This is a genomic window from Pantoea sp. GW821-FHT03E06 (genome assembly GCF_059420725.1).
On record NZ_JBWKUG010000001.1, the window covers coordinates 327,911 to 342,035 of the forward strand.

The window sequence follows — 14,125 nt, forward strand, 5'->3', positions numbered from 1 at the left end:
TTAATAACCTGAAAAATAAAGCCTTATTACCAATAAATGCCAGAAAAGCGCGCTAACCCATTATTGCAGAATGAGTTTTCCCCTTTGACTGGCAGAAAATAAACCAATCACAACACACACGACACAACTGATGGGGAAGTTCGCATGAAAATGAGTAAAGGACGCGCATTATTGGCGGGCTGCGTCGCCCTGGCGATGAGCCACGCGGCACTGGCGAAAGACATCAAAATTGCTATCGTCGGCGCATCAACCGGTCCGGTCGCGCAGTACGGTGACATGCAGTTTACCGGTGCAGCGCAAGCCATTAAGGACATCAACGCCAAAGGCGGCGTAAACGGTGACAAACTGGTTGGCGTGGAATATGACGACGCCTGTGACCCAAAACAAGCGGTTGCGGTTGCCAACAAAGTGGTTAACGACGGCATTAAATACGTTATCGGCCATCTGTGCTCTTCTTCTACTCAGCCTGCTTCAGACATCTATAACGACGAAGGCGTGCTGATGATTACCCCAGCCGCTACCGCACCCGAGCTGACTGCGCGTGGCTATGCTGACGTGCTGCGCACCACCGGCCTGGATTCCGATCAGGGCCCAACGGCGGCAACCTACATTCTCGATCACATCAAACCAAAGCGTATCGCTGTGGTGCATGACAAGCAGCAGTATGGTCAGGGCCTGGCGGAATCCGTACAGAAAACCCTGAAAGCCAAAGGCGGCAACGTGGTGCTGTTCGAAGGTATCACCGCCGGGGATAAAGACTTCTCCACGCTGATTGCGCGCCTGAAGAAAGAGAACGTGGATTTCGTTTACTACGGCGGCTACTACCCAGAGCTGGGCCAGATTCTGCGTCAGGCAAAATCGGCTGGCCTGAATGCCGGCTTCATGGGCCCAGAAGGCGTGGGCAACGCTTCATTGTCAAACATCGCGGGTGATGCATCGGAAGGCCTGTTTGTTACCCTGCCGAAGCGCTATGACCAGCTGCCAGAGAACAAGGCAATTGTGGATGCGATTAAAGCCAACACCGCGTCTAACCGCAAAGATCCCACCGGTCCGTTTGTCTGGACCACCTACGCTGCAATTCAGTCGCTGGTGGCCGGTATCGAACGCAGCAAGAGCGATGAGCCTGATGCGATCGCCAAGAACCTGAAAGAGGGCGCCGCCGTTCCAACCGTGATGGGCAACCTGAACTGGGATGAGAAAGGCGATCTGAAGGGCTTCGAATTTGGTGTCTTCAAATGGCACAAAGACGGCTCTTCTACTGCAGTTAAGTAATCCCCCAAAATTCCCTCTCCCGCACGCGGGGGAGGGAATTATTCAGCTCCAGAGCAGGTCTTCACTATGTCCGAGCAGTTTCTCTATTTCATTCAGCAGATGTTCAACGGGGTTACCCTCGGGAGCACCTACGCGCTGATCGCCATTGGTTACACCATGGTTTACGGCATTATCGGCATGATCAACTTCGCCCATGGCGAGGTGTACATGATCGGTAGCTATGTCTCCTTTATCGTGATTGCCGCCCTGATGATGATGGGCATTGATACTTCGTGGCTGATGATTGCCGCCGGTTTCGTGATGGCGGTGATCATCTCCAGCGCCTACGGCTGGAGCATCGAGCGCGTGGCGTATAAGCCGGTGCGATCGTCGAAGCGCCTGATCGCGCTAATCTCCGCCATCGGTATGTCGATCTTCCTGCAGAACTACGTCAGCCTGACGCAGGGTTCGCGCGATCTCGCGCTGCCAAGCCTGATCACCGGCCAATGGACGCTGGGTGAGAGCAACGGCTTTGCCGCCACGCTCTCCACCATGCAGCTGGTGATTTGGATTGTCACCTTCCTGTCGATGCTGGCGCTGACGCTGTTCATCCGCTATTCGCGCATGGGACGCGCCTGTCGCGCCTGCGCAGAAGACCTGAAAATGGCCAGCCTGCTGGGTATCAACACCGACCGAGTTATTTCACTCACCTTTGTGATTGGTGCGGCGATGGCGGCGGTGGCGGGCGTGTTGCTCGGTCAATTCTACGGCTCCATCAACCCGTTCATTGGCTTTATGGCTGGGATGAAAGCCTTCACTGCCGCGGTATTAGGCGGCATCGGCAGCATTCCTGGCGCGATGATTGGTGGCCTGGTGCTGGGCATTGCCGAAGCGCTGACCTCGGCCTATCTGTCGACCGAATATAAAGACGTGGTCTCCTTCGCGCTGCTGATTGTGGTGCTGCTGGTGATGCCAACCGGGATTCTTGGCCGTCCGGAGGTAGAGAAGGTATGAAACGCCTCGGTTTGGTCAACGCCGTGATCTCCACGGTGATGTTGTTGGTGCTCGCCACATTTTTCATGGGCGTACGCCTCGATTTGGATGGCACCAAACTGGTGGTCGCCAATGCGGGCGCGGTACGCTGGAACTGGATCTTCATTGGCTGTGCGGTAGTGTTTGTCTTCCAGCTGCTGCGTCCGCTGGCGCAGGGCAAATTCAAACGCAGCGGCAAAGGATTTGTCCTGCCAGGTTTTGATGGCTCAACGCCGAAGCAAAAATTGCTGATGGCGCTGGTGATCGCGGCGGCGGTGATCTGGCCGTTTCTGGTGTCGCGCGGCAGTGTGGATATCGCCACGCTGACGCTGATCTACGTGATGCTCGGCCTCGGTCTGAACGTGGTCGTGGGATTATCAGGATTGCTGGTGCTGGGCTACGGCGGTTTCTACGCCATCGGCGCTTACACCTTTGCCTTGCTCAACCACTATTACGGCTTTGGTTTCTGGGAAAGCCTGCCGCTGGCCGGTTTGGTGGCGGGCGTCTTTGGTTTGCTGCTCGGCTTCCCGGTGCTGCGCCTGCGCGGGGACTATCTGGCGATTGTGACGCTCGGCTTCGGCGAAATCGTACGCATTCTGCTGCTGAATAACACGGCGATCACCGGCGGCCCGAACGGTATCGCGCAGATTCCCAAGCCCAGCCTGTTTGGTCTGGAGTTTGGCCGCCGGGTCAGCGAAGGCGGCTGGAGCACCTTCCATGAGTTCTTTGGCCTGAAATACGATCCCAGCGACCGTGTAATTTTCCTCTATCTGGTGGCGCTGCTGCTGGTGGTGCTGACGCTGTTCGTTATCAACCGCTTACTGCGTATGCCGCTGGGCCGCGCGTGGGAAGCGCTGCGTGAAGATGAGATCGCCTGCCGTTCGCTTGGTCTGAGCCCAACGCGCATCAAACTGACCGCCTTCACCATCAGCGCCGTGTTTGCGGGCTTTGCGGGTACGCTGTTCGCCGCACGTCAGGGTTTCGTCAGCCCGGAATCCTTCACCTTCGTCGAATCGGCTTTTGTGCTGGCGATTGTGGTGCTGGGCGGCATGGGCTCGCAGCTGGCGGTGATCCTCGCAGCCATTCTGCTGGTGGTTTCGCGCGAGCTGATGCGTGATTTGAATGAGTACAGCATGCTGGTGCTCGGTGGTTTGATGGTGCTGATGATGATCTGGCGTCCACAAGGGCTGCTGCCAATGAAGCGTCCGCATCTGAAGATGAAAAGCAGTAAACAAGGAGAGCAGGCATGAGTCAGCCTTTATTAGCCGTTGAAGGCCTGATGATGCGCTTCGGCGGCCTGTTAGCCGTCAACAATGTGGCGCTTGAGCTGCATCCACAGGAAATCGTTTCGTTGATTGGCCCGAACGGCGCCGGTAAAACCACGGTGTTCAACTGCCTGACCGGTTTCTATAAACCAACCGGCGGCACCATCAAACTGCGCGATCAGCAGCTGCAGGGTTTGCCGGGCCAGAAGATTGCGCGTATGGGCATTGTGCGTACCTTCCAGCACGTGCGCCTGTTCCGCGAAATGACGGTGATTGAAAACCTGCTGGTGGCACAGCATCAGCACCTCAAAAGCGGCGTGTTCTCCGGTTTATTCAAAACCCCGGCTTTCCGTCGCGGTGAGAGCGACGCGCTGGATCGCGCGGCCACCTGGCTGGATCGCATCGGCTTGCTGGATCTCGCCAACCGCCAGGCGGGCAACCTCGCTTATGGCCAGCAGCGTCGTCTGGAAATTGCGCGCTGCATGGTAACGCGTCCGGAAATTCTGATGCTGGATGAACCGGCTGCCGGGCTTAACCCGCGTGAAACCCACGAGTTGGATGAGCTGATCGCCGAGCTGCGCGGTGAGCACAAGGTTTCCGTACTGCTAATTGAACACGATATGAAGCTGGTGATGGGCATTTCTGACCGCATTTACGTAGTGAATCAGGGAACGCCGCTGGCCAACGGTACGCCGGAAGAAGTGCGTAACAATCCGGATGTGATCCGTGCTTATTTAGGTGAGGCGTAACATGGCAAACCCGATTTTAACCTTGCAGAATGTCAGCGCCCATTACGGCCCGATCCAGGCGCTGCACAACATTAATCTGCACATCAATCAGGGCGAGATCGTTACCCTGATCGGTGCCAACGGCGCGGGTAAAACCACGCTGCTCGGCACCTTGTGCGGTGAACCGCGCGCCACCAGCGGCAACATTACCTTTGATGGCAAAGAGATCACCGACTGGCAAACGGCGAAAATCATGCGTGAAGCGATCGCCATCGTGCCGGAAGGGCGTCGGGTGTTTTCGCGTATGACGGTAGAAGAGAACCTGGCGATGGGCGGCTTCTTCGCTACGCGGCAGCAGTATCAGGAACGTATCGATCGCGTCTATCAGCTGTTTTCACGCCTGGCAGAACGTAAAGCACAGCGCGCGGGCACCATGTCCGGCGGTGAGCAGCAGATGCTGGCCATTGGCCGTGCGCTGATGAGCCAGCCGCGTTTGCTGCTGCTGGATGAACCGTCGCTGGGACTCGCCCCGATTATCATTCAGCAGATCTTTGACACCATTGAGCAACTGCGCAAAGAGGGCATGACCATCTTCCTCGTCGAGCAGAACGCCAATCAGGCGCTGAAGCTGGCGGATCGCGGTTATGTGCTGGAGAATGGCCACGTGGTGCTTGAAGACAGCGGCGAAGCGCTGCTATCCAATGAAGCCGTGCGGAGTGCTTATTTAGGCGCATAACCCCCGGTCGGCATGAATGCCGACCCTACACGATTTTGTAGGGTCGCCATTTATGGCGACTTAAACTCCAATCAAACCAAATTCCGCTGTCACATCCCCGTCATAAACCTGTTATTAATCCGTCATTTCCCCGTGTCATGTTACGTCGCGAACAAAAAAATGCGCGAATTCGCGCGTAGCTAACAGCACAGGAAAAACCTTATGTCCGCTTTTACGCTTCGTCCCCGCCTGATGAGTGTCGTGCTCGGTCTGGCGCTCAGCGGTAATGCGCTGGCTGCAACTGAGATCCCTTTCTGGCACTCAATGGAAGGCGAGTTAGGCAAAGAAGTTGATTCTCTGGCACAACGTTTTAACCAGGCTCATCCAGAATATAAAATCGTCCCGACTTACAAAGGTAACTACGAGCAAAGCTTGGCAGCGGGCATCGCCGCGGTGCGCTCGGGTAAAGCGCCCGCACTGCTGCAGGTGTATGAAGTCGGTACCGCGACCATGATGGCATCGAAAGCGATTGTGCCGGTCAATGAAGTGTTTAAAAACGCTGGCGTGCAGATGGATCCGCAGCAGTTTGTACCAGCCGTTGCGGGTTACTACAGCGACAGCAAAGGCCAGCTGATTTCTCAGCCGTTCAACAGCTCCACGCCGGTGCTCTATTACAACAAAGACGCGTTCAAAAAAGCTGGCCTGAATCCGGATCAGCCACCGAAAACCTGGCAGGAGCTGGCAAAAGATGCCGAAGCGCTGCGTAAAGCGGGCCTGACCTGTGGTTACGCCAGCGGCTGGCAGGGTTGGATTCAGATTGAAAACTTCAGCGCCTGGCATGCGCTGCCGGTGGCCAGTAAAAATAACGGCTTTGACGGCACCGATGCGGTACTGGAATTCAATAAGCCCGTGCAGGTGCGCCACATCGAAATGCTGGAAGCGATGAACAAGAAGGGCGATTTCACCTACTTCGGTCGTAAGGATGAATCCACCGCCAAGTTTTACAACGGCGATTGCGGCATCACCACCGCCTCTTCCGGTTCGCTGGCCGACATCAAACACTACGCCAAATTTAACTTCGGCGTGGGCATGATGCCGTACGATGAAACCGTACCGAACGCCCCGCAGAACGCCATCATTGGTGGCGCGAGCCTGTGGGTGATGAAAGGCAAAGATGCCAACACCTACAAAGGCGCGGCGGAGTTTATGAAGTTCCTCGCACAGCCGGAAATCGCCGCTGAATGGCACCAGAAAACCGGTTATCTGCCGATCACCACCGCCGCCTATGAGCTGACTAAACAGCAGGGCTTCTACGACAAGAACCCAGGCGCAGACATCGCCACGCGTCAAATGCTGAACAAAGATCCGCTGCCGTTCACCAAAGGCATGCGTCTGGGCAATATGCCACAGATTCGTACCATCGTGGATGAAGAGCTGGAAGGCGTGTGGACCGGCAAACAGACACCACAAGCCGCGCTAGATAACGCGGTGAAACGCGGTAACGAACTGCTGCGCCGTTTTGAGCAGCAAGTGAAGTAAACGCTGTCATCTCGGGGCCGACGTTTGGCGTTCGCCCCGATTTCTCTCTTTGATTGAGCCTGCTATGTCCTCATCGCGCCCCGTATTTCGCTCCCGTTTTCTGCCCTATTTGCTGGTGCTACCGCAGCTGGTGATTACGGCCATTTTCTTCCTGTGGCCCGCCGGTGAAGCTCTGTGGTATTCGCTGCAAAGCATTGATCCTTTTGGCATCTCCAGCACCTTCGTGGGGTTGGCGAACTTTAAGCGTCTGTTCAATGACGAATACTATCTGGCATCGTTCTGGACCACCATTGAGTTCAGTGCGCTGGTGACGATTTGCGGCATGACTTTTTCCCTGCTGCTGGCGGCGCTGGTGGATTACGTCATTCGCCTGCGTAAGCTGTATCAAACGTTGCTGCTGCTGCCGTACGCGGTCGCGCCGGTGGTGGCGGCAGTGCTGTGGATGTTCCTGTTCAATCCAGGGCTAGGGTTATTCAGCCACCTGCTGAACCAAATGGGCTACAACTGGAACTATGCGCAAAACAGCGGCCAGGCGATGTTCCTGATTGTACTGGCGTCGATCTGGCAGCAAATGAGCTACAACTTCCTGTTTTTCTTCGCGGCGTTACAGTCAATTCCCAAATCGCTGGTGGAAGCCGCCGCCATCGACGGTGCCGGTCCGGTGCGCCGTTTCTTTAATTTGTCGCTGCCGCTGATTACGCCGGTAAGTTTTTTCCTGCTGGTAGTGAATTTGGTTTACGCCTTCTTCGATACCTTCCCGGTGATCGATGCCGCAACCGGCGGCGGCCCGGTACAGGCGACCACTACGCTTATCTACAAAATCTATCGCGAAGGCTTCACCGGGCTGGATCTCTCCTCCTCTGCGGCGCAGTCGGTGGTGCTGATGCTGCTGGTGATTGGCCTGACTATCCTGCAATTCCGCTTTGTCGAGCGTAAGGTGCAATACCAATGATTGAGAATCGACGCGGGCTGGATATCTTCAGCCATACCTTGCTGGTGCTGGGCGTGCTGACCATTCTGTTCCCGCTTTATATCGCCTTTGTGGCGGCGACGCTGGATAACGAGGCGGTGTATCAGGTGCCAATGACGCTGGTACCGGGATCGCATCTGTGGGAGAACATCTCGCGCATCTGGACGCACGGCGTCAACGGCAATGGTCCGGCATTTGGCATGATGATGCTTAACAGCCTGCTGATGGCGCTCGGCATTACCGTCGGCAAAATCACCGTCTCAATGCTCTCCGCCTTCGCGCTGGTGTGGTTCCGTTTCCCGCTGCGCTCGCTGTTTTTCTGGCTGATTTTCATCACGCTGATGCTGCCGGTTGAAGTGCGTATTTTCCCGACGGTGGAAGTGATTTCGACGCTGAATATGCTCGACAGCTACAGCGGTTTGACGCTGCCGCTGATGGCGTCCGCTACCGCCACCTTCCTGTTCCGCCAGTTCTTTATGTCGCTGCCGGACGAGCTGATAGAGGCGGCGCGTATCGACGGCGCCAGCCCGATGCGCTTCTTCTGGGACATTGTGTTGCCGCTATCCAAAACCAATCTCGCCGCGCTGTTTGTGATCACCTTTATTTATGGTTGGAACCAATATCTTTGGCCGCTGCTGATCATCAACGACGCCAGCCTCAGCACTGCGGTAGCGGGAGTGAAAAGCATGATCAACACCAGCGGTGGCCCAACGCAATGGAATGAAGTGATGGCGGCAATGTTATTAACCCTGATTCCACCGGTGGTGGTGGTACTTGTGATGCAACGTGCCTTTGTGCATGGCCTGGTGGAGAGTGATAAATAAATGGCAGGCGTAACCCTTCAGACCGTTACCAAATCGTATGACGGCAAAAATCAGATCATTCAGCCACTGAATATCACCATCAACGATGGCGAATTTATGGTGATGGTGGGGCCTTCCGGCTGCGGCAAATCGACGCTGCTACGCATGGTGGCGGGGCTTGAACGCGTATCGTCTGGCGATATCTATATCGACGACAAACGCGTCACCAACATGGAGCCGAAAGATCGCGGCATCGCCATGGTGTTCCAGAACTACGCGCTCTATCCGCATATGACGGTGGGCGAAAACATGGCCTATGGCCTGAAAATTCGTGGCATGGGCAAAGTGCAGATCGCGCAGCGGGTGATGGACGCGGCGCGCAGCCTGGAGTTGGATCATCTGCTGCATCGCCGTCCGCGCGAGCTGTCGGGCGGACAACGTCAACGCGTGGCGATGGGCCGCGCCATCGTACGTGAACCGGCGGTGTTCCTGTTTGATGAGCCTTTATCGAATCTGGATGCGCGCCTGCGCGTGCAGATGCGTCTGGAGCTGCAACAGCTGCATCGCCGCTTGAAAACCACCAGCATCTACGTGACGCACGATCAGGTTGAGGCGATGACGCTGGCGCAGCGCGTGATGGTGATGAACAAAGGGGTGGTGGAGCAGGTGGGTACGCCGGTGGAAGTTTACGAACGTCCGGCCAGCCAGTTTGTTGCCTCCTTTATCGGCGCGCCGGCCATGAACCTGCTGCCGGGTCAAATTAACAGCGATGGCACGCGCTTTACGCTGGATGCACTTAACAGTTTGTTGCTGGGTGAGAGTAAAGCCAAATGGGCCAACCGCCCGCTAACGCTCGGCATTCGTCCGGAACATATTCAGCTCAGCAGTCGCGATGCCGGCGGTATTCCGCTGGTGGTCGAGACGCTGGAGATGCTCGGTGCCGATAATCTGGCGCATGGCCGCATTGGCAACGCGCGCATGGTGGTGCGTTTGCCACACAGCGAACGTCCGCAGGCGGGCAGCACCTTATGGCTGCATCTGCCGTCAGATGCGTTACACTTCTTCGATTCAACCTATGGAAAGCGTCTGGAATGAGTCAACACAACTGGCCTTACCCGCACATTGTTGCGCATCGCGGGGGCGGAAAACTGGCCCCGGAAAATACCCTCGCGGCGATTGATGTCGGCGCGCAGCATGGTCATACCATGATCGAGTTTGATGCCAAACTATCGGAAGATAAGCAAATTTTCCTGCTGCATGATGACACGCTCGATCGCACCAGCAATGGCTGGGGCGTGGCCGGCGATCTGTCGTGGCACAAGTTGTCACAGCTGGATGCCGGCGCTTGGTTTAGCCGTGATTATGAAGGCGAGCCGCTGGCGCTGCTGAGCGAAGTGGCAGAACGTTGCCGCCAGCATCAGATGATGGCGAACATTGAGATCAAACCGACCACCGGTAAAGACGTTGAAACCGGCCGCAACGTGGCGCTGGCCGCGCGTGAACTGTGGCAAGGACAAACGGCGCCGTTGCTATCCTCGTTCTCTTACGCCGCGCTGGAAGCGGCAATGCAGGCGGCACCAGAGCTGCCGCGTGGTTTGCTGCTGGATACGTGGCCTGACAACTGGCAGGCGCTGACTGCGGCACTGGATTGCGTGTCGATCCACCTGAATCACAAATTACTCGATGCCGAACGCACCGCGCAGCTGAAAGCAGCCGGTTTGCATATTCTGGTGTATACCGTGAATCAGCCCGCACGGGCGCGCGAGCTGCTGAGCTGGGGCGTCGACGCCATCTGCACCGATAGCATCGACATTATTGGTCCTGATTTCCGCTAGTTTTGCTGCTGTTTTTGGCCCGGCTGCGATTGAATCACCTGCTGCTGGGCACTGTTCCGCTGTTCCTGCACTTTGCGCTGCACGTCCTGGCTCTGCTGCTGTTGATCCTGCTGCAGCTTGCGCTTCTGCTGTTGCTGCTGATTCTGCATTTGCGACTGCATACGCTGCTGGCTCGGGTTGTAGCCGGGCTGATTCGGGTCGTTAGTGCTGTTCAAGGTATTCGCCATGCTGCTTAACGGCAGTAATGCTGCGATCATAATTAGCCATTTGTTTTTGTTCATGGTCTTCCTCCATCAATGCAGCCTGCTGCTGTGTGGTGTTATTGCCTGACTGGCAACAACGGCTACTTGTATAAGTTTATGCTATATCTCAAACACCTCTTCCAGGAGTGCGCCTAATTTAACTTTACTGCTACTCTTTTTACTGTGTTTGCAAACACTTGCATCAATTGATAACAAATGTAAATAACTTAAAAAGGGTGGTAGCAGGATGAGAATTAAGAGCAACCTACGTCAGCTCAGTTGGGCGTTGCTGATGAGTTTTACCGTCGTGCAGGGGGGACAAGCCGCGCCAGCCAATGCGCCGCCGGTCTCTTACGGCGTTGATAGCGATACCTTTCATCCGGTGAAAGCCAAACATGGCATGGTCGCATCGGTTGATGCGATGGCGACCGAAGTGGGTGTTGATATTCTCAGGCAGGGCGGTAACGCGGTAGATGCGGCAGTCGCGGTAGGCTTTGCGCTGGCGGTGACGCATCCGCAGGCCGGTAACCTTGGCGGTGGCGGCTTTATGCTGCTGCGTACCGCGTCCGGCCGCACCACCGCAATCGATTTCCGCGAAATGGCTCCGGCGCGAGCTTCGCGCGATATGTTCCTTGATAAGCAGGGCAATGCGGATAGTAAGTTATCACTCACTTCTCATTTAGCTTCTGGCACGCCAGGCACCGTTGCCGGGTTTGCGCTGGCCGCGCAGAAATATGGCACGTTGCCGCTGAGCACTTTGCTGGCCCCGGCGATCAAACTGGCACGTGACGGCATCGTGGTTAATGATGCGCTGGCTGACGATCTCGCCACCTACGGCAAAGAGACGCTGATTAACCACGACAACAGCCGGGCGATTTTCTACAAAGCGGACGGCCAGCCGTATCAGAAAGGCGAACGGCTGGTGCAGAAGAACCTCGCGCGTAGCCTGCAGCTGATTGCCCAGCAAGGGCCGGATGCGTTCTATAAAGGTAAAATTGCCGATGAAATTGCCGGTGAAATGGCGCAGCACGGCGGATTGATTGGCAAGCCGGATCTGGCGGCCTACCGTGCCGTGGAGCGCAAGCCGGTCAGCGGCACCTATCGCGGCTATGAAGTCTTCTCCATGCCGCCGCCGTCGTCCGGCGGGATTCATATCGTACAAATCCTTAATATCCTGGAAAACTTCGATCTGGCGAAATGGGGCTTTGGTAGCGCCGATGCGATGCAGGTGATGGCGGAAGCGGAAAAATATGCCTATGCCGACCGTTCAGAATATCTTGGCGATCCTGATTTCGTTAACGTGCCGCAGCAGGCGCTAACCAGCAAAGCCTATGCCAAAACGCTGGCGCAGCAAATTGACGTGAATAAAGCGCGCCCCTCCAGCGAGATCAAACCGGGCAAGCTGGCACCCTATGAAAGCAATCAAACCACGCACTTCTCCGTGGTGGATAAAGACGGCAACGCGGTAGCGGTTACCTATACGCTGAATACCTATTTCGGCAGCGGCATCGTGGCCGGAGAGAGCGGCATCCTAATGAACAATGAAATGGATGACTTCTCGGCGAAACCGGGCACGCCAAACGTGTATGGTTTAGTCGGTGGCGAGGCGAATGCGGTACAACCGGCCAAACGTCCGCTGTCATCAATGTCGCCCACCATCGTGGCGAAAGACGGCAAAACCTGGTTAGTTACCGGTAGCCCGGGCGGTAGCCGTATTATCACCACCGTGCTGCAAATGGTGGTGAACAGCATTGATTTTGGTATGAACGTGGCAGAAGCCACCAATGCACCGCGTTTCCATCATCAGTGGTTGCCGGATCAGCTGCGCGTAGAAAAAGGTTTTAGTCCCGATACGCTGCGCCTGCTGGAAAGCAAAGGTCAGCATGTGAAGGTGATGCCAGCCATGGGCAGCACGCAGAGCATTATGATTGGGCCGGATGGCACGCGCTATGGCGCCTCGGATCCGCGTTCAGTGGATGATTTGAGCGCGGGTTATTAATCCCTAATGCGCAATAAATTGCGCCGCTACGGTATGTGCACGCAGTTGTAGCGGCGCGATTTTAAGCGTTATTTCAAACGCGCCATGTAGTGCGTATCCACCATTTCACCGTTGCGCATCGCGTGCCGGCGCGCGGTGCCTTCAACCTCAAAGCCAAACTGCTGATACAAGCCAATAGCTTTATGGTTATCGGCAAATACCGTCAGCTCAATGCGCGTCACCTGCAGCCAGTTATCGCACAAGTCCACCATCGCGGACATTAAGGCCTTGCCCACGCCCCGGCGATGAAATCCAGCATCAACGCCCATGCCAAAGGTGGCAGCATGGCGACGACGCGCAACGGATTGCACCTCGAGCGTTAGTTGGCCGGCAATCTGATCGTCAATACAAGCCACCAGCATATGCAAGCCAGGGCGCAAATTACTCAGTCGCTCCTGCCAAAGCGCGGGTGATTGAAATGGCAACTGCAGCGTGCTGGCTTGCGGTTCTGGTTGGCTGTACATGCGCGATAATGCGGCGGCATCTTCGGGAATAGCATGGCGAATGACGATCTGACTCATCGAGCGGCTCCTTGTGCAAAATGGTTAAAATCCCCTTTAACATCAAGGAATTCTCAATTAACGTCAATGCAAAATAATTCGCGAAAGGGGTTTACAGACGCGAATGATAATGATTATTATTGCCATGCGAGCTCGGAAACGTCTCCTGACATCTGGGTAAGCACGACATTGCTCACATTGCTTCCAAGTATTATTTAGCCAGCTCGGGTGCTGGCTTTTTTTTTGCCTGCAATTTCCCTTCTTCATCTACCCAGTCCATCTCGCCAGATGTTATTCATGATTTTTGAACAGAGGCGTGAAGTTTTTCAGCTATCAATCAACTCATCTCAAGTCCAGACTGTAAAAAACATTGAGGAGAATTGAACATGATTTACGTACGTAAAGCTGAAGAACGCGGTCATGCTAACCACGGTTGGCTCGATAGCTGGCACACTTTTTCCTTTGCCGATTACTATGATGCCAACTTTATGGGCTTCTCCGCCCTGCGTGTGATTAACGAGGACGTGATCGATGGCGGTCAGGGTTTCGGTACGCATCCGCACAAAGATATGGAGATTCTGACGTATGTGCTTTCTGGCACCGTCGAGCATCAGGACAGCATGGGCAACAAAGAGCAGATCCCGGCGGGTGAGTTCCAGATCATGAGTGCTGGCACGGGCGTGCGTCACTCGGAATACAACGCCAGCGCCACCGATCCGCTGCATCTGTATCAGATCTGGATTATTCCAGAGCGTAAAGGCATTGAACCGCGCTATGCGCAGCGCCGTTTCGCTGATGTGAAAGGCCGCCAGTTTGTGCTGACGCCGGACGAGCGTGATGGATCGCTCAAGGTGTTTCAGGACATGACGCTGTCGCGCTGGGTATTTTCCACAGGCGAAAGCGATGACGTGGCGATTGAAGCGGGCCGCCGCGTGTGGATTCAGGTGGTGAAAGGGAAAATCAGCGTGAATGGCGAGCAGGTAGGCACCAGCGATGCGCTCGCGATCTGGGATGAACATGCGCTGAGCATCAAAGCCGACAGCGATGCTGAAATTCTGCTGTTCGATTTGCCGCCGGTATAAAACCGCGTAATAAATGTATTGGTCGCCATTCTTGGCGATCGATACATTTGATGGGGTGCGGATTCGTACGCGCCTGATCGGCGCGGTACGAGGCGTGGAAAATGAAAAATTAATGATAAACTTCA

At 55.6% G+C, this 14,125-nt stretch carries 14 protein-coding genes; 12 read left to right on the forward strand and 2 right to left on the reverse strand.

Annotated elements, in window-relative coordinates:
• Nucleotides 1–144 precede the first annotated feature (144 nt).
• From AC07WB_RS01485 to ugpQ, 10 genes are all read left to right on the forward strand, one after another.
• On the forward strand, nt 145–1,272 hold the full coding sequence (locus AC07WB_RS01485) for a branched-chain amino acid ABC transporter substrate-binding protein (protein ID WP_061718403.1): 1,128 nt from the start codon (nt 145–147) through the stop codon (nt 1,270–1,272).
• 66 nt (nt 1,273–1,338) lie between these two features.
• Nucleotides 1,339–2,265 (forward strand): high-affinity branched-chain amino acid ABC transporter permease LivH, encoded by a 927-nt coding sequence (gene livH, locus AC07WB_RS01490; RefSeq protein WP_097095255.1) that lies wholly within the window; start codon nt 1,339–1,341, stop codon nt 2,263–2,265.
• A complete protein-coding gene (locus tag AC07WB_RS01495; protein ID WP_494939922.1) occupies nt 2,262–3,533 on the forward strand; it encodes a high-affinity branched-chain amino acid ABC transporter permease LivM in 1,272 nt (423 codons plus the stop codon). Before livH ends, AC07WB_RS01495 begins: the two co-directional genes overlap by 4 nt.
• Nucleotides 3,530–4,297, forward strand: a complete 768-nt coding sequence (gene livG / locus AC07WB_RS01500) for a high-affinity branched-chain amino acid ABC transporter ATP-binding protein LivG (RefSeq protein ID WP_097095253.1) — start codon at nt 3,530–3,532, stop codon at nt 4,295–4,297. Before AC07WB_RS01495 ends, livG begins: the two co-directional genes overlap by 4 nt.
• A 1-nt stretch (nt 4,298) precedes the next feature.
• Nucleotides 4,299–5,012: a high-affinity branched-chain amino acid ABC transporter ATP-binding protein LivF gene (gene livF, locus AC07WB_RS01505; RefSeq protein WP_097095252.1), complete on the forward strand. Its 714-nt coding sequence runs from the start codon at nt 4,299–4,301 to the stop codon at nt 5,010–5,012.
• A gap of 201 nt (nt 5,013–5,213) precedes the next feature.
• Nucleotides 5,214–6,530 (forward strand): sn-glycerol-3-phosphate ABC transporter substrate-binding protein UgpB, encoded by a 1,317-nt coding sequence (gene ugpB, locus AC07WB_RS01510; RefSeq protein ID WP_097095251.1) that lies wholly within the window; start codon nt 5,214–5,216, stop codon nt 6,528–6,530.
• Between the two features lie 64 nt (nt 6,531–6,594).
• Nucleotides 6,595–7,482 (forward strand): sn-glycerol-3-phosphate ABC transporter permease UgpA, encoded by an 888-nt coding sequence (ugpA, locus tag AC07WB_RS01515; protein ID WP_049851264.1) that lies wholly within the window; start codon nt 6,595–6,597, stop codon nt 7,480–7,482.
• The gene (gene ugpE / locus AC07WB_RS01520; RefSeq protein ID WP_494939923.1) at nt 7,479–8,324 is read left to right on the forward strand and encodes a sn-glycerol-3-phosphate ABC transporter permease UgpE; all 846 of its coding nucleotides are present in this window, start codon (nt 7,479–7,481) and stop codon (nt 8,322–8,324) included. Before ugpA ends, ugpE begins: the two co-directional genes overlap by 4 nt.
• The gene (locus AC07WB_RS01525; protein ID WP_097095249.1) at nt 8,325–9,398 is read left to right on the forward strand and encodes a sn-glycerol-3-phosphate import ATP-binding protein UgpC; all 1,074 of its coding nucleotides are present in this window, start codon (nt 8,325–8,327) and stop codon (nt 9,396–9,398) included.
• Nucleotides 9,395–10,138 carry a glycerophosphodiester phosphodiesterase gene (ugpQ, locus tag AC07WB_RS01530; RefSeq protein ID WP_097095248.1) on the forward strand — a complete coding sequence of 248 codons (744 nt, stop codon included), beginning with the start codon at nt 9,395–9,397 and terminating at the stop codon, nt 10,136–10,138. Before AC07WB_RS01525 ends, ugpQ begins: the two co-directional genes overlap by 4 nt.
• On the opposite strand, the gene AC07WB_RS01535 is transcribed toward ugpQ, so the two are convergent.
• Complete coding sequence (locus tag AC07WB_RS01535; protein WP_097095247.1) at nt 10,135–10,419, reverse strand: DUF2756 domain-containing protein; 285 nt, start codon at nt 10,417–10,419, stop codon at nt 10,135–10,137. The genes ugpQ and AC07WB_RS01535 overlap by 4 nt on opposite strands.
• A 208-nt stretch (nt 10,420–10,627) precedes the next feature.
• Here AC07WB_RS01535 and ggt point away from each other — a divergent pair, with 208 nt between their 5' ends.
• Nucleotides 10,628–12,379 (forward strand): gamma-glutamyltransferase, encoded by a 1,752-nt coding sequence (gene ggt / locus AC07WB_RS01540; RefSeq protein WP_494939924.1) that lies wholly within the window; start codon nt 10,628–10,630, stop codon nt 12,377–12,379.
• 68 nt (nt 12,380–12,447) lie between these two features.
• Here ggt and AC07WB_RS01545 read toward each other — a convergent pair whose 3' ends face one another.
• A complete protein-coding gene (locus tag AC07WB_RS01545; protein WP_494939925.1) occupies nt 12,448–12,939 on the reverse strand; it encodes a GNAT family N-acetyltransferase in 492 nt (163 codons plus the stop codon).
• A 365-nt stretch (nt 12,940–13,304) separates the two neighbouring features.
• Between AC07WB_RS01545 and AC07WB_RS01550 the strand changes: the two genes are divergently transcribed.
• Complete coding sequence (locus AC07WB_RS01550) at nt 13,305–14,000, forward strand: pirin family protein (protein WP_097095244.1); 696 nt, start codon at nt 13,305–13,307, stop codon at nt 13,998–14,000.
• Nucleotides 14,001–14,125: the final 125 nt, after the last annotated feature.

Bases quoted from the DNA above. Each gene is read 5' to 3' on its own strand.
- ugpQ (WP_097095248.1), top strand. From the start codon at position 9,395: ATGAGTCAACACAACTGGCCTTACCCGCACATTGTTGCGCATCGCGGG.
- AC07WB_RS01485 (WP_061718403.1), top strand. From the start codon at position 145: ATGAAAATGAGTAAAGGACGCGCATTATTGGCGGGCTGCGTCGCCCTG.
- livF (WP_097095252.1), top strand. From the start codon at position 4,299: ATGGCAAACCCGATTTTAACCTTGCAGAATGTCAGCGCCCATTACGGC.
- ggt (WP_494939924.1), top strand. From the start codon at position 10,628: ATGAGAATTAAGAGCAACCTACGTCAGCTCAGTTGGGCGTTGCTGATG.
- AC07WB_RS01525 (WP_097095249.1), top strand. From the start codon at position 8,325: ATGGCAGGCGTAACCCTTCAGACCGTTACCAAATCGTATGACGGCAAA.
- AC07WB_RS01495 (WP_494939922.1), top strand. From the start codon at position 2,262: ATGAAACGCCTCGGTTTGGTCAACGCCGTGATCTCCACGGTGATGTTG.
- AC07WB_RS01545 (WP_494939925.1), bottom strand. From the start codon at position 12,939: ATGAGTCAGATCGTCATTCGCCATGCTATTCCCGAAGATGCCGCCGCA.
- ugpB (WP_097095251.1), top strand. From the start codon at position 5,214: ATGTCCGCTTTTACGCTTCGTCCCCGCCTGATGAGTGTCGTGCTCGGT.
- ugpE (WP_494939923.1), top strand. From the start codon at position 7,479: ATGATTGAGAATCGACGCGGGCTGGATATCTTCAGCCATACCTTGCTG.
- AC07WB_RS01535 (WP_097095247.1), bottom strand. From the start codon at position 10,419: ATGAACAAAAACAAATGGCTAATTATGATCGCAGCATTACTGCCGTTA.
- AC07WB_RS01550 (WP_097095244.1), top strand. From the start codon at position 13,305: ATGATTTACGTACGTAAAGCTGAAGAACGCGGTCATGCTAACCACGGT.
- ugpA (WP_049851264.1), top strand. From the start codon at position 6,595: ATGTCCTCATCGCGCCCCGTATTTCGCTCCCGTTTTCTGCCCTATTTG.
- livG (WP_097095253.1), top strand. From the start codon at position 3,530: ATGAGTCAGCCTTTATTAGCCGTTGAAGGCCTGATGATGCGCTTCGGC.
- livH (WP_097095255.1), top strand. From the start codon at position 1,339: ATGTCCGAGCAGTTTCTCTATTTCATTCAGCAGATGTTCAACGGGGTT.